This is a genomic window from Corynebacterium glaucum, assembly GCF_030408855.1.
Lineage (GTDB): Bacteria > Actinomycetota > Actinomycetes > Mycobacteriales > Mycobacteriaceae > Corynebacterium > Corynebacterium glaucum.
Map to the genome: position 1 here is coordinate 1,114,132 of NZ_CP047358.1, position 14,693 is coordinate 1,128,824.

General features: G+C 62.5%; 11 protein-coding genes and 2 tRNA genes. 12 read left to right on the forward strand and 1 reads right to left on the reverse strand.

What is annotated here, in order from left to right:
* The first annotated feature begins 4 nt into the window (after positions 1-4).
* The 8 genes from CGLAUT_RS05460 (at position 5) to CGLAUT_RS05495 (ending at position 10,460) form a co-directional block, all read left to right on the forward strand.
* Positions 5-1,885, forward strand: coding sequence for a DUF262 domain-containing protein (locus CGLAUT_RS05460; protein WP_290186802.1), 1,881 nt, complete (start codon positions 5-7; stop codon positions 1,883-1,885).
* A gap of 7 nt (positions 1,886-1,892) precedes the next feature.
* On the forward strand, positions 1,893-2,786 hold the full coding sequence (locus CGLAUT_RS05465) for a hypothetical protein (protein ID WP_290186804.1): 894 nt from the start codon (positions 1,893-1,895) through the stop codon (positions 2,784-2,786).
* 56 nt (positions 2,787-2,842) lie between these two features.
* Positions 2,843-4,426, forward strand: a complete 1,584-nt coding sequence (gene serA, locus CGLAUT_RS05470) for a phosphoglycerate dehydrogenase (protein ID WP_290186806.1) — start codon at positions 2,843-2,845, stop codon at positions 4,424-4,426.
* Between the two features lie 118 nt (positions 4,427-4,544).
* Positions 4,545-5,561 carry a 3-isopropylmalate dehydrogenase gene (locus CGLAUT_RS05475; protein ID WP_290186808.1) on the forward strand — a complete coding sequence of 339 codons (1,017 nt, stop codon included), beginning with the start codon at positions 4,545-4,547 and terminating at the stop codon, positions 5,559-5,561.
* A 44-nt stretch (positions 5,562-5,605) separates the two neighbouring features.
* Positions 5,606-7,126, forward strand: a complete 1,521-nt coding sequence (locus tag CGLAUT_RS05480; protein WP_290186809.1) for a cell wall-binding repeat-containing protein — start codon at positions 5,606-5,608, stop codon at positions 7,124-7,126.
* A 54-nt stretch (positions 7,127-7,180) separates the two neighbouring features.
* The gene (locus CGLAUT_RS05485; RefSeq protein WP_290186811.1) at positions 7,181-9,040 is read left to right on the forward strand and encodes a DUF294 nucleotidyltransferase-like domain-containing protein; all 1,860 of its coding nucleotides are present in this window, start codon (positions 7,181-7,183) and stop codon (positions 9,038-9,040) included.
* Between the two features lies 1 nt (position 9,041).
* Complete coding sequence (locus tag CGLAUT_RS05490; RefSeq protein WP_290186813.1) at positions 9,042-9,623, forward strand: 3'-5' exonuclease; 582 nt, start codon at positions 9,042-9,044, stop codon at positions 9,621-9,623.
* Between the two features lie 45 nt (positions 9,624-9,668).
* Positions 9,669-10,460, forward strand: coding sequence for a fumarylacetoacetate hydrolase family protein (locus CGLAUT_RS05495; protein ID WP_095661066.1), 792 nt, complete (start codon positions 9,669-9,671; stop codon positions 10,458-10,460).
* Positions 10,461-10,471: 11 nt separating this feature from the next.
* Here the strand turns inward: CGLAUT_RS05495 and CGLAUT_RS05500 are convergent, their stop codons facing one another.
* Positions 10,472-11,611 (reverse strand): isochorismate synthase, encoded by a 1,140-nt coding sequence (locus CGLAUT_RS05500; RefSeq protein WP_290186815.1) that lies wholly within the window; start codon positions 11,609-11,611, stop codon positions 10,472-10,474.
* A gap of 144 nt (positions 11,612-11,755) precedes the next feature.
* On the opposite strand from CGLAUT_RS05500, the gene CGLAUT_RS05505 reads away from it, so the two are divergent.
* The 4 genes from CGLAUT_RS05505 to CGLAUT_RS05520 all read left to right on the forward strand — a co-directional run bounded on the left by CGLAUT_RS05505 (position 11,756) and on the right by CGLAUT_RS05520 (position 14,612).
* Positions 11,756-12,739: a CE1 family esterase gene (locus CGLAUT_RS05505; RefSeq protein WP_290186817.1), complete on the forward strand. Its 984-nt coding sequence runs from the start codon at positions 11,756-11,758 to the stop codon at positions 12,737-12,739.
* A 58-nt stretch (positions 12,740-12,797) separates the two neighbouring features.
* Positions 12,798-14,300 carry a glutamate--tRNA ligase gene (gene gltX, locus CGLAUT_RS05510; protein ID WP_290186818.1) on the forward strand — a complete coding sequence of 501 codons (1,503 nt, stop codon included), beginning with the start codon at positions 12,798-12,800 and terminating at the stop codon, positions 14,298-14,300.
* Positions 14,301-14,433: 133 nt separating this feature from the next.
* Positions 14,434-14,505: transfer RNA gene (locus CGLAUT_RS05515), tRNA-Gln, on the forward strand.
* A 34-nt stretch (positions 14,506-14,539) separates the two neighbouring features.
* Positions 14,540-14,612: transfer RNA gene (locus tag CGLAUT_RS05520), tRNA-Glu, on the forward strand.
* Positions 14,613-14,693: the final 81 nt, after the last annotated feature.

Genomic DNA, 14,693 nt, shown 5'->3' on the forward strand with positions numbered 1-14,693 from the left:
AGGCATGGGGTTCACCACGCCGAGTTACTCACTTATCGATCTCTTCACACGGGCAGAGCGCGGCGAGTTGCAGCTGCCGGATTTTCAGCGCGAATACATCTGGAACACCGACCGCGTTCGCACACTCATCACGTCTGTACTGCGCGGATACCCGATCGGGTCATTCTTGGCACTCGACACCCGCAACTCCCCAGTACGGTTTCGCCCACGGCCGCTTGCAGGGCTGCAGGTTGAGGGGGTTGAGCCGGGGCTATTGCTTCTCGACGGCCAACAGCGACTGACCTCCCTGTACCACGCATTCAAGGGCGAGGGAGTCATCCCAACCGTGGACTACCTTGGGGAGCCGATCGCACGCCGCTTCTTCGTCGATGTCCGCGGCGCGGTCGCCTCCGATCCGATGCCAGTTGAATCGGTGTTCTCCGTTGACCTCGACGGCAACGTGCGCTCCCACTTCGGTCCGGAGATCGAGGGCGGGATCAACAGCCGTGAGGACATGCTGCGCCACGGCGTGATTCCCGTGTCCCTGTTGATGTGGAAAGAGGGAAATGACCTCCTGATTGACATGGCCGCCTGTACCGAGGATGAGGGCATGCGTGCGGCTGTGAAGCGCTTCCAAAATGAGGTGCTGCGCTGGCTTCCGGCTTACGACGTACCCGTGATCCGCGTAGATCGCAACACTTCCCAGGTTGGCGTTGGCCAGATTTTCGCGCACGCGAATTCCGCCGGGCTCCAGATGGACGTCTTCGAGCTGTTGACGGCGATGTTCGCGAACCAGGATCCCGGCTTCAAGTTGGCGGAGCACTGGGCGGGCGTCGAAAAGCAACTTCGGCAGTACCCCGCACTTGATCGAGTTGGGCGCATTGAATACCTGCGATCGCTCGCGCTGTTGATCACTGCCCGCAAGGGACAGGCGACCGGACACCGCGGCGACATTCTGACAATCTCTTTGGACGACTACCGCGCACATTCCGACGAGGTGACGCGCGCGTATTTGCAGGCTGCCGAGTTCCTGGCGGATCGGCGGATCCTCTCCGTTGACCAAGTTCCGTACTCGTCCCAGCTCGTGCCGCTGGCGACGATCCTCGCTCGCTTAGCCGAGCACCCTGGGGCATTGGACGAGGACCGTGCGCGGGATCGCTTGAACCGCTGGTTCTGGTCTGGTGTGTTCGGCGAGCTCTACGGCGCCCATGCGCCGACGATTCGTGCAGGTCTTGACGTGCAGGAGGTCACTCCGTGGGTGCTCGGACATACGGATGAAGAGCCTCGAACTGTCGCAGATGCCGAGTTCAAGGAGTCTCGTCTCCTGAATGCGACTGAGGAAAGCGGCGTATTCCGCGGACTATTCAGCCTGCTTATGGCTCGCGGGGCGCGCGACTGGCGCACCGGAAAAGAGTTCAGTCGGGAGACTTTCGAGGAACTGCAACCCAGCTTCCACACAGTCTTCTCGCCGGCGTTCTGCGCGGGGATCGGTGCCGAGGGCGCGCTTGCACATTCGGTGCTCAACCGCACGCCGATGGGACGACGCACCGAAGTCGTGATCGAAGAAAACGAGCCGAAACGGTACCTGCCAAGGCTGCAGTCGAAGTCGCTTCTCGACGACCACGAGTTCGACGCGGTCATCGAAGGCCACGAGATTAGCCCGCAGCATCTCCTTAGCTCGAACTGGGACGCGTTCCTTGAGGACCGCCGTGAAAGGTTCGTCGCGCTCATCGAATACTCTATGGGCAAACCGGTGATTCGAGACGTCGTCGGCGCTCTTGGGCAGCCAACTGGGAGCCAGCGCGGACATGCCACCATGGCGGATCCAGTCGACGTTCTCGAGCACACTGAACACACCGAGCACACCGAACACACTGACCAGGACACTGACCATTCCGAAGACTAACGCCCGATTGAGAATCCGCCACGCTGTGCTCGCGGCGGTGGTTGTGGCTGGGCTGGGCTTGCAGGTTGCGGGGTGTGCTGACTCCGACGACCGCTCCCCGCTGGATCAAGTGATCGCGGTCAATCAATCACGTCACGTCGCGGAGACGTTCGAAGAGCACCCGGTGGTGATTGACGACACCAAGGGCCTTTCAAGTCTGCGTTTGTTCTTTCCTCGGTCCGAGATCCTTGTGGTGAGCGATTCCACTGTCGAGGCCCAGTTGCGCGCCGCGTCGATTGCCGTCTACGCCCATGCGCCGATGATTGTGTATGACTCCGCGAGGCACCAGGAAATCTCCCAGGAGATTGAGCGGTTGAAGACGCACACGGTGTTGACCGTGGGGGAGGTGAACGTGGCACGCACTACGGGTCGGGTCAACGTTCACCGCGACCCCGGTGGCCTGGACGGGATTGGTCAGATGCTCTCTGTGCAGTTCCGCGAGAAAGTGATCGCAGATCCTGCGGATGCCGCAGAGGTCGTCGCCGTTCTCGACGCAAAGGAGCCGGTGCTGTTGCGCGCCGCGTGGGACACTCCGAAGGTCATGCCTGGAGCGGAAGCGGAACCGTTCCCCATCTCGTCGAGACGAGACGCCGATATGGCCCCCGTGGTGGTAGCAACAAAAGATTCGTCCATTGCGTCAATTGCAAACGCCCGCAGTTTTGGGGCGGCGGTCACCCTGGTGGACAACCCAGATCCGCGGGAGTCGCGATACACACTTTTCACCATGGCAGGTCTGGCTGAGCGACCCCTGCTCGCACTCGGCGCGCAGTTTGGCGACGACGAAACGCTCGCGGAAAGAATTATGCAAGCGGAAGAATTTTATAGGTCTGCTGAGAGCGACACTGAACAGGCGGGGAACTAAAGTACTCCGGGTAACTGTTCACCCCTTTACCCGTTCTGCAGGAGAAGTGAAGTCCCGTGGCTAAACCGGTCGTCCTCATCGCTGACAAGCTTGCTCAATCCACAGTTGAAGCACTCGGAGACTCGGTGGAGGTGCGCTGGGTAGACGGCCCGAACCGAGAGGAGCTGCTCGACGCTGTTCCGGAGGCGGATGCACTGCTGGTCCGCTCGGCGACAACGGTGGACCGCGAGGTCATTGAAGCTGCACCGAACCTGAAGATCATCGGCCGCGCCGGCGTCGGCCTCGACAACGTCGACATCCCGGTAGCCACCGAACGCGGCGTGATGGTGGCGAACGCCCCGACCTCGAATATCCACTCCGCATGCGAGCACGCGATCGCACTGCTGCTGTCTACCGCCCGCCAGATCCCGGCCGCCGACCAGACGTTGCGCAACGCTGAGTGGAAGCGTTCCGCGTTCAAGGGCGTCGAAATCTTCGGCAAGACCGTCGGCATTGTCGGTTTCGGCCACATCGGCCAACTGTTCGCGCAGCGACTGAGCGCGTTCGAAACCACCATCATCGCGTACGACCCGTACGCCAACCCGGCCCGCGCCGCGCAGCTCGGCGTCGAGTTGGTCGAGCTTGAAGAGCTCATGGCTCGCGCCGACTTCGTGACCATCCACCTTCCGAAGACCAATGAAACTGCCGGCATGTTCAATGCCGAGCTGTTGGCCAAAGCGAAGGAGGGCCAGATCATTATCAACGCGGCCCGCGGTGGCCTGGTCGACGAGCAGGCACTCGCCGACGCGATCAAGAAAGGCCGCATCCGCGGCGCCGGTTTCGACGTCTACGCGACCGAACCGTGCACCGATTCGCCGCTGTTCGGCCTCGAGGAGGTCGTGGTCACCCCACACCTCGGCGCGTCGACGGTCGAGGCGCAGGACCGCGCCGGCACCGATGTCGCCGACTCCGTGCTGAAGGCGCTCGCCGGCGAGTTCGTCGCGGACGCCGTGAACATCACCGGTGGCAAAGTGGACGAGGAGGTCGCTCGTTGGCTCGACCTTGCTCGCAAGCTTGGGCTTCTTGCGGGCAAGTTGCTTGACGACGCCCCGGTTGCTCTCAACGTCACCGCTCGCGGGGAGCTATCGACCGAAAACGTCGAGTCGCTGGGGTTGTCGGCAGTTCGCGGCCTGTTCTCTGGGATCGTGTCCGAGCCGGTGACCTTCGTCAACGCGCCGTCGATCGCCGAGTCACGCGGGCTGGATTACTCGGTCGCCACCGAGACGGAGGCGCGTGCGCACCGCAGCGCGCTTGAGGTCAAGGCGGTTGCCGCTAACGGCGCAACAGCGACGGTGGTTGGTGCGCTCACGGGACTCGAAGCCGTGGAAAAGATCGTTCGGATCAACGGTCGCGGCATGGACATGCGCGCGGCTGGTCGCAACCTCTTCCTGCGATACACGGATGCTCCGGGTGCGTTGGGCAAGGTCGGTGGCCAGCTGGGTGACGCTGGCATCAACATCGAGGCTGCCGCGCTGACCCAAGCAGCTAAGGGCGACGGGGCGGTGCTGGTTCTGCGCGTCGAGTCGGAGGTTCCGGAAGCGCTGGAAGCTTCGATCGCCGAGTCGATTGGCGCGCAGTCGTTCCAGGTTGATCTGGACTAAAGCTCAGCCCTAACCGGCTACATCAACGAGCGGGAGTAGACAGCGAAAATGGGTAGGCGAGGCTGATAATCTCTCCTCAACAGCGAGAGTTTGGCCGGACAGGAAAGGCGACCTAACCATGAAGATTGCAGTGATTGCGGGTGACGGCATTGGCACCGAGGTAATGGCAGAGGGGCTCAAAGTGCTCCACGCCGTGCGTGATGACGTTGAAACCACGGATTACGATCTCGGTGCTCGCCGCTACCTTCGCAACGGCGAGCTGCTCACAGACGACGATCTGGCCAGCCTCAAGCAGCACGACGCAATCCTGCTTGGGGCGGTCGGCGACCCTGAGCGTGTCCCGGCCGGCGTGCTCGAGCGTGGTCTGCTGCTGCCGCTCCGCTTCAAACTGGATCACTACGTGAACCTCCGCCCATCGCGGCTGTACCCGACGTCGATAAGTCCGCTCGCGAAACCGGGTGACATCGATTTCGTGGTCGTGCGGGAAGGCACCGAGGGACTTTACGCGGGCAACGGTGGTGTGCTGCGCCAGGGCACTGACCAAGAAATTGCTTCCGAGGTCTCTCAGAACACCTACTACGGCGTGGAGCGCGTCGTGCGGTACGCGTTCGAACTGGCCATGACCCGCCGTAAGAAGCTCACCCTCGTGCACAAAACAAACGTGCTGGTCAATGCAGGCGGCTTGTGGCAGCGCGTCGTGGATGAGATAGCTCCGGAATTTCCTGAGGTCGAGGTCGACTACAACCACATCGATGCGGCGACGATCTACATGGTCACTGATCCGCAGCGCTACGACGTGATTGTCACCGATAATCTTTTCGGCGACATCTTGACGGACCTTGCAGGCGCCGTCGCCGGTGGTGTCGGCCAGGCGTGCTCCGGAAACATCAACGCGGCGCGCGAGATGCCGTCGATGTTTGAACCGGTCCACGGTTCGGCGCCGGATATCGCGGGCCAGGGTATCGCCGATCCGACCGCGATGATTCTGTCCGTTGCCATGATGCTGCGGTTCTTGGGCGACGAAGACAATGCTTTGCGTATCGAATCCGCTGTGGAGGCGGATGTCGCGTCTCGGGACGCCACCGCCGTGAAGACGGCGGAGGTTGGTGACCGCATCGCGGCTGCGCTGCAATAGCTCGAGTAGGGTGGTGCAGCAACCCTTAGGAAGGATCCCGTTTTATGACCTACCGCCGTTTCCCCGTTAGTGCCGCTGCGATCATTACGGTCGCGACGTTTACGCTAGCCGCCTGTGGCGAGAGCGGTGACGTGGGCCAGGCGGGCAGCGGTGGCAACGTTGACGGTGCGGATTCTCAGGACTCGGCGAAGTTGGACATGGATGGGGCGGAGGTTCTTCAGGACGGCAGCGGCAGTGGCGTCGACGTCTCGAAGCGGCTGTTCGAGTCCGCCGAGACCGTGGTCGTGGCGGAACCGAACCAAGCTGATCAAATGCAGGCCGCAGCGGTGGCAGTTTCCCTCGGCGCACCAATGCTGGTGCGGCACCCGGAGGCTGTCGACGAGGTAGATGAAGAGATCGCGCGTCTCGGTGCGGACCGTGTGATCGAAGTACCCGGCGACACAGACGAAGAAGACATCCAGGTGATCGCCGACACCGAGCCGATTGCTCCCGCCGACGGCGAAAGCGACATCGATGCCATCGCCGGTCAAGCAGCTGCGCAACCCCTCCCGATACAGCTTCCGCCAGTGCTTGCCACCGGTGAGACCTCTCGCGCCGCGGTTGCGTCGGCGATCTCGGCGGGTGCCGACGTCCAGGTGCTGGGGATCGCGGATCCAAGGGAGACGTCGGAAAGCATGCGTTTGGTGACCGAACAGGACACGCTGGCGATCGGCCAGCAGTGGGGCTCGAACGACGACTACCGTGCCCGTGTCGCACTGGCGAGCAACGGTGAGCTGCCCGGTGGCGGTGGACTCGTGTTCCCCGGCCGGCGCATGATTGCGCTGTACGGCCACCCGTACGGCCCCGAACTCGGCGTGATGGGGGAGCAGCCGCCTGCTGAAGCTGCGAAGCTGGCTCAGGAGTACGCGTCCTGGTACGAGGGCCTCGATGAGCAGCCGATTATCCCGGCCTTCGAGGTCATTGTGACCGTTGCCTCCGAATATCCCGGTGACGACGACAACTACTCTAACGAGACCCCGGCCGAAGATATCGTGCCGTACGTCGACGCGATCCTGGACGCCGGCGGATATGCAGTGCTTGATCTCCAGCCCGGTCAAGGCAGCTTCCTTGAGCAAGTGAAGATTTACGAGGAACTGCTGAAGCGACCGAATGTTGGTCTTGCCCTTGATGCAGAGTGGAAGCTGAACCCGGGAGAGGCGCCGCTTTCGCGCATCGGGAGTGCGTCTGCCGCAGAAATCAACGAGGTTGCTAATTGGCTCGCCGCGCTCGTGCGGGACAACAACTTGCCACAGAAGGCGCTGATTCTGCACCAGTTCCAAACGATGATGTACCCGGACCGCGAGAACATCGTGACTGGTCAGCCGGAGCTTGCATGGGTGCTGCACGCGGACGGTCACGGTGTGTCGGAGCAGAAATTCGACACATGGAACGTGCTGCGCGAAGACCTCGACCCAGAGTTCTTCATGGCGTGGAAAAACTTCATCGACGAGGACACGCCGATGTTCACCCCCGAGCAAACCTATGCGGACGTCAACCCGCGTCCGTGGTTTGTCAGCTACCAGTGAATAGGATGCGCTAAACCGCCTCGGCACCGCCGACCTGCACGCTAATGTGTGTCTATGTCGGTTGAATTGGATGAGGTCTACAACTTCATCGCGTCGCACGAGCCGTTCTCACATCTGCCCGAGGAGACACTTGCGGCGCTCCCGGCGCAGATGGGCATCACCTATGTCCGTCGCGGCGAAGTCATCGTCCAGCCTGGACAGCGCAACAACACTCTCCACATCATCCGCTCTGGGGCAATTGACATCGTTGGGCAGGACAATCTGCTGCTGGACCGGCGCGAAGCCGGCCTGAACTTTGGCTACTCCACCCTTGTCGGGGAACCCGAATCGCGCTACTACATGGTGGCGGTAGAAGACAGCGTGTTGTACTTGTTGCCGCGGTCCGCGTTCGAGGCGCTGCTGGCCGAATACCCAGATCTCGACCGGTTCTTTCAAACCGCGTCCAAGCGCGTGCGGCTGGCCGCAGAGGAAGTGCAGGACACCGCTGCTGCCGATGCGCTGCGTACACCGTTGGCGCAGCTGGTGGCGGGCCGGGAGTTGGTCACCTGCGAGCCGGACGCGTCCATCGCGCAAGCCGCCCAAACGATGGATGAGCACAAGATCACTTGCCTCGTGATCTCCGCAACAGAGCCTGGCATCCTCACCGACCGTGACCTGCGCTCGCGGGTGGTTGCCAAACGTGTCGACCCAGATTTGCCGGTCTCGCAGGTGATGACGTCACCGGTGCGCACAATCGACCAAGACGCGATGGTGTTTGAGGCAATGCTGTTGATGAGTGAATACGGCTTCCACCACCTGCCCATCGCAGGGCCGAACGGGATCGCCGGCGTGGTCACCTCCTCCGACATCATGCGCCTATTGCAGGCGGATCCGATCTACCTTGCCGCAGAGGTGGACACCGCCACCCTCGAGGAGCTAGACGGCGCCTACAAGCGCGCCGCACAGGTTGGGGTGCGGTTCTTTGAGCGCGGCGCCTCGGCTGCCGAAACGCAACGCCTGCTCACGATGATTGCGGACTCGGTGGCCAGGAGGCTGTTTGTCCTGGCCGTCGATAAGCTTGGGCCTCCTCCTGTGCCTTTTGCTTTTGTGGCTGTGGGCTCGCAGGCGCGCGGTGAGATGGGGCCGGCCTCCGACCAGGACAACGCGCTCGTGCTGTCAAACGACTACGACGCGGCCGCGCACGGAGAGTACTTTGCTGAGCTCGCGGAGTTCGTCTGCCAGGGCCTTGCTTGCGCAGGCCAGGCGTTGTGCCCAGGGGACATGATGGCCTCGAACGCTGCGTGGCGGATGACGGAATCGCAGTGGGATTCCACTTTCCACGGTTGGGTCACAGCGCCCGACGGCGAAGCGCTCCTGCACGCGCAGGTCTTCTTCGACTTCCGTCCGATCTTCGGCGGGGGAGAGGGCTGGGAGGAAATGGCCGCCCGTGTGCACGACTCGGCGATGGTTTCCGCGCACGGTTCGCGCCGCCTGCACACTCACCTGGCCGCGCTGGCGACGTTCCGCGAACCCCCGATCGGTTTTTTCCGCGGCCTTGTCGTCGAGCGCTCCGGTGAATATGCCGACACCTTAGACATCAAGCGTGGCGGCACCGCGGCGGTGGTGCAAATGGCGCGCCTGTACTCGATTACCGCAGGTACGGGCGAGGTTGACACGATCTCACGCCTCAAGAAGTCGGCCGGCTCGACGGTGTCCGAGAAGGGCGCTGGCGATCTCCTCGGCGCCTACGAGTACCTGTCCAATTTGGCCATGCGCCACCAAGCCGCGCAGGTTAGAGCAGGGGAGCGCCCCAACTACCACATCGACCCGAAGTCTCTGCCCGGGCGCGACCGTGCTGCTCTGCGCGACGCGTTCGGCGTGATCAAGTCGCTCCAAAACGCGCTGAGCAGCAAGTACCCAACCCGGGCGGTATGAAATGTTCACACGGATCTTACGGCCCAAGGGCAGGACGCTTGACGACGGCGCCTTGTTAGCCGTGGATGTCGAAACCACCGGTTTGAAGCCAGGCGTGGATCAGATGGTGTCCATCGGGTGGGTGCCGGTCAACAGCAACGTCATTGACCTGTCCGCGGCAGAGTATTTCGTGCTTGCCGGCGTGGAGATCGGGGATTCGGCGACCATCCACGGTGTCACAGATGACGATGTCGCCCGCTTCGGAAAGAATCCGGCCGAGGTCCTCGCGGCGTTCGAGCGCGCATTTGAGCGTCGGAAATTGCTCGCGCACTTCGCGCAGATGGAAACAGGATTCATCGGGCAACTGTTTTCCGACGTGCGCCGCGAGCGCTGGCGTCTGCGCGAGGACGAAGTCGTGGACACCATGACCATGGAGCGACGCCACATGGAGCGCATGGGAACCTACCCGCGGGGTGAGGATCTTCGGCTTGCCCGTGTGCGCCACCGCTACAATTTGCCGCATTACGGCAACCACAACGCGCTCACCGACGCGATCGCTTGCGCCGAGCTCTACCTGGCAATCGATGCGAGCCAGCGGCGTTGAGCTGAATGCCCCAAGTCTAAAGTGTGCGCATGTATGCTCAAGCCCATGCGTTTTGGACGAATTGCAACACCTGAGGGCATGACTTTCGCCGTTATCAACGACGAAGGCACCACCGCGAAAGCTATCGCAGGCACCCCGTTCACGGAGCCGGAGTACACCGGCAAGGAATACGCGCTTGAGGACGTGCGCCTGCTGGCTCCGACATTGCCCAGCAAGATCGTCGCCGTGGGCCGCAACTACGCCGACCACGTCGCCGAGGTGTTCAAGCAATCTTCCGAGCACCTGCCGCCGACAATTTTTATCAAGCCGTCTACGGCTGTGATCGGTCCGGGTGCGCCGATCAAGATCCCGGACTTTGCCACAAACGTGGAATTCGAGGGTGAACTGGCGATCGTCTACGGCGTGCCGTGCAAGAACGTTAAAGCAAGCGAGTGGAAGTCCGTCGTGCGCGGCGTGACCATTATCAACGACGTCTCCTCCCGCGACCTGCAATTTGCCGACGGCCAGTGGGCGCGCGCGAAAGGCATCGACAGCTTCGGCCCGCTCGGCCCGTGGATTGAGACCGACCTGGACAAGTTCGACTTCACCAACCTGCCGATCAAGGCGCACCTCACGCGCGACGGCAAGACGGAGACGAAGCAAGACTCCAACTCCAACCAGATGATCATGAGCATCGGGGAGATGGTCGAGTGGGTCACCGCCTCCTTCACCATGCTGCCCGGCGACGTGCAGGCCACCGGCTCACCTGCCGGTACCGCCGCGATGGTTCCGGGTGACTACATCGAGGTTGAAATTCCGGGCATCGGCCGCTTGGGTAACCCGGTCGAGCGTGCGTAGTTCGCTCTCAACTACAGGCTGAGCGCGCGCGAGATCGTGCGCAACTTGGCGGTGGTCTCATCCAGCTCCGACCGGGGGTCGGAGCTCGCGACCAGCCCGCCGCCGGCCCACGCGCGGGCCTGGTTTCCTGCGCCATTGACCTCAGCGCAGCGGATCGCCACCATGTACTCACCGTCGCCGCTTGCGTCGGTGTATCCAACCGCGCCCGCGTAGAAACCGCGATCCGATTCCGTCTGCAGGATCATTTTCGCCGCAATATCCTGCGGCGTTCCGCACACTGCGGGAGTGGGGTAGAGCATCTCTGCGAGCTCAAGCGCGCTCGGCGCTGGCGTGGTCGGAGATTCTCGCAGGATTCCCGCGATCGGGGTGGCGAGGTGCCACATCTCGTTCGTCTTCTCCAAGATGGGACGCGCCGGCACGGTGAGCTCGGTGCAGAAGGGGGCGAGAATGTCGCGGATGTGCTCAACCACGAACCGGTGCTCTTCGAGGTCTTTCGCTGAGGAAGCGAGCCGCTCGCCGGCTGCCGCGTCCGCAACGGGATCGTCGATTTTCCGCGCCGCGGAACCCGCCAGCGGGTAGGAACTCACGCGCACACCCTGGCGCTTGACCAGCACCTCAGGGGAAGACCCCACGAGGAAGTGCCCGTCTCGCCCAGCGGGTGAGAGGTCTGCAATGAACCCGTCGCCTGAAGCAGCCAGGTCGATCAGTCTGGCGGCAACCAACCGGGGATCGACGGGGGGATCAAACGCGATATCAACCGCGCGAGCCAGTACTACCTTTTCAAGGGCCGTGCGGCGGATCTCGTCCACAGTAAGAGCAACGCGGCGCAGATGCTCCTCTGGGGACGGATCGACTCCAGCAACCCGGGCGTGGAGAACTGCACCGGGGCCCTCGCGGTAATAAGGGTGCGGGTTCAGGATCCCTGGTTCCCGGATGATCGAGGCTGGGACTGTGAGCGCCGCTGGCTCTGCTTTGTTGAACGGAAGCGCGCCGACCACCATCTCGACCTCGCCCCGGGTGAGCGCGGCGGACGCTTCGCGCACATCGGTGAACGTGCGCTCTACGCCCTGCGTCCGGACGGATCCAGAAGTACGCGACAGCAGGAAGTCTGGTGCGGAGGACGGGCGCGACGGCAGCCGGGAAGATGGCATGGGGACACAGTGTATCGCTCCGCGAATTTGGCGCGATCATGGGAGTGAAGCCCTGGTTGTCCCGACGTTGGCCCCGTATTAATGTTCTAGTTTCTGTGGTTGTCGCAGTGACGCATGCGGCGCATTCTGTGGAAGGTAAATGCAGTGTTCAAACATGTGAAGCTCCGTGTGTTGGCCACCGGAGCGGCGATCGCGGTGGCGGTAGGGATCGCCGTAGGCCCACAAGCAGGCGCCCAGGACCTCTCGTCGCAGATCCAGCGCGATATTGCCTCCGCCGTCGATCAAGCCGCGACCGAGTGGGACAATTTCGTGCGGATGGCAACCGAGTCTCTGGGGAACGGGTCCTCGCTGCCAGTCTTACCCAACGGCCCAGTTGCCAACGGCCAAAACAGGGAACTCTCTATAAACGGACGTTCTTACCTGGTCTGGGTTCCGGCGAACTACAACCCTTCGCGCCCGATGCCTGTTGTGGTGGGATACTCCGCCTTGGGCAACTCGACAGAAGACTTCCGCAACTACTCCCGGCTGCGCGAATCCACCGCGGGCCGCGAGGCCATCATCGTCTACCCGCGCGCTATCGGAGCCTCTTGGGAGGGTCAGGCGACCGCGGCAACCGGCCCCGGCGAAGACATCGCGTTCGTGCGCGCCATGATCGATGATCTCGGCCGCCACTACAACATCGACCGAAACCGCATCTACGCCACCGGAATGTCCGCCGGTGGCGGTATGGCAGCAGTGTCTGCTTGCCACATGGCCGATCTCTTTGCTGGTGTCGCCAGCGTGTCCGGGGCCTTTTACACTCCGGTGAACATGAACTGCCAAAACCGGCCGATCGCTTTCTATGCGATCCACGGCATGAACGATCAGGTCATTCCGTACTACGGCGGTGAGCGCAGGGGCGCCCGCGTGCTCAACTTCCAGGAGGTCTTCTCCTCTTACGAACGCCGCAACCTCTGCGCCGGCGGCATCGACGTTTCGCCCGCCGCGGTCAATGCTTCCCGTGTCTCTGCCCGCGGCTGCGCCAAGCCAGTGCAGGTTGTCAAGGTCGAAGGCGGGGGCCACGAGTGGTTCGCGTATCCAAACGCTGCCGAGGAAGTATGGGCTTTCTTGTCTAAGCAGTCCAAATAGGCCGTCGATAAGCATCGTGCTTCTCGGCCTGTAGGGGGCGACCTGTAGCATGAACCGCATGACTGAAGCCTCGAAAATGCGCGTTCGTTTCTGCCCGTCTCCGACCGGTACTCCGCACGTCGGCATGGTGCGTACCGCCCTGTTCAACTGGGCGCAAGCGCGGCACGATGGCGGCACGTTTGTCTTTCGCATCGAGGACACGGACGCCGCGCGCGACTCGGAGGATTCGTACCAGGCGATCATTGATTCGCTGAACTGGCTGGGCATGTCGTGGGACGAGGGAGTGGTCACCGGTGGGCCGCACGAGCCGTACCGCCAGTCGCAGCGCATGGACATCTACAAGGATGTGCTGGACAAGCTCATCGAGGCCGGTGAGGTCTACCCGGCGTACTCCACCAACGAAGAGGTCGTTGAACGCCATAAGGCGGCCGGCCGCGACCCGCAGCTGGGCTACGACAACTTCGACCGCGACCTCACCCCGGAGCAGATAGAGGCGTACGAGGCGGAAGGTCGCAAACCCGTCTGGCGTCTGCGCATGCCGGAGCAGGACTGGACCTGGAACGACCTGGTGCGCGGCGAGGTGACCTTCAAGGCGGAGACACAGCCGGACTTCGTGGTGGCGCGTTCCAACGGCGCGCCGCTGTACACGCTGGTTAACCCGGTCGACGACGCGTTGATGGGCATTACCCACGTGTTGCGCGGCGAGGATCTACTGTCCTCCACCCCGCGTCAGATGGCGCTGTACGAGGCGCTCAAGCGCATCGGCATCACCGACTTCACCCCGCAGTTCGGCCACCTGCCGTTTGTGATGGGCCAGGGCAACAAGAAGCTGTCCAAGCGCGACCCGGAATCGAACCTGTTCAACCACCGCGACAACGGCATCATCCCAGAGGGCATGATCAACTACCTTGCGCTGCTGGGCTGGTCGCTGTCGTCGGACCAGGACATCTTCACCGTCGATGAGTTCATCAAGGCGTTCGACGTCTCCGACGTGCTGGGCAACCCGGCCCGCTTCGACCAGAAGAAGCTGGAAGCGATCAACGCGGACCACATCCGCATGCTCGAGCTTGGAGACTTCACGCAGCGCCTGCGCGACTACCTCACCGTGTACACCGACTTCCCGGCCGACTACCCGGAGGAGAAGTTCGCTGTTGCGGCCGAGCTGGTGCAGACGCGCATCAAGGTGCTTTCCGACGCGTACGGGCTGCTGAAGTTCCTGGTCACCGCCGACGAGGAGCTCGTGTTGGAAGAGAAGGCTGCGAAGAAGAACCTCAAAGAGGCCGCAGTCGAGCCACTTGACGCGGGCATCGCCGCGCTTGAAGCGCTCGGTGAAGGGGAGTGGACCACGCCCAACATTGAAGCCGCTTTGAACAAGGCGCTTATCGACGACCTCGGGTTGAAGCCGCGCGTCGCCTTCGGCGCGCTTCGTGTCGGCGTCTCCGGTGAGGCGATTTCCCCACCCCTGTTCGAGTCCATGGAGCTGCTGGGCCGCGATTCCACGCTGGCGCGTTTGCGGGCTGCCCGCGCGGTCACACCGTACGAGGCTGCGCCAGCTCAGTAGCTTCGCTCCGAAGAATCGCACCAGTGTGATTCTCTCGCCGAATTTGGCGCTTAAGCTGGCGATTTGGTGCGAATCGAGGCCGGTGGTTATAGTAATCAACGTTGTTCAGCGCCCCACGGGCCTGGAAAACGAATGGCCTATGGTGTAATTGGCAACACTACGGTTTCTGGTACCGTCATTCTAGGTTCGAGTCCTGGTAGGCCAGCTGCAGAGCTTTACTGAAGTTCTGTGTCCTATATGCCCCGTTCGTCTAGCGGCCTAGGACGTCGCCCTCTCACGGCGGTAACACGGGTTCAAATCCCGTACGGGGTACAACGAAGCTCCCAGTCTGGTCCGACCAGCTGGGAGTTTTTCCCATCCCGCACCTGGGTGTGGTGCCTGCGGGGTAAGTTG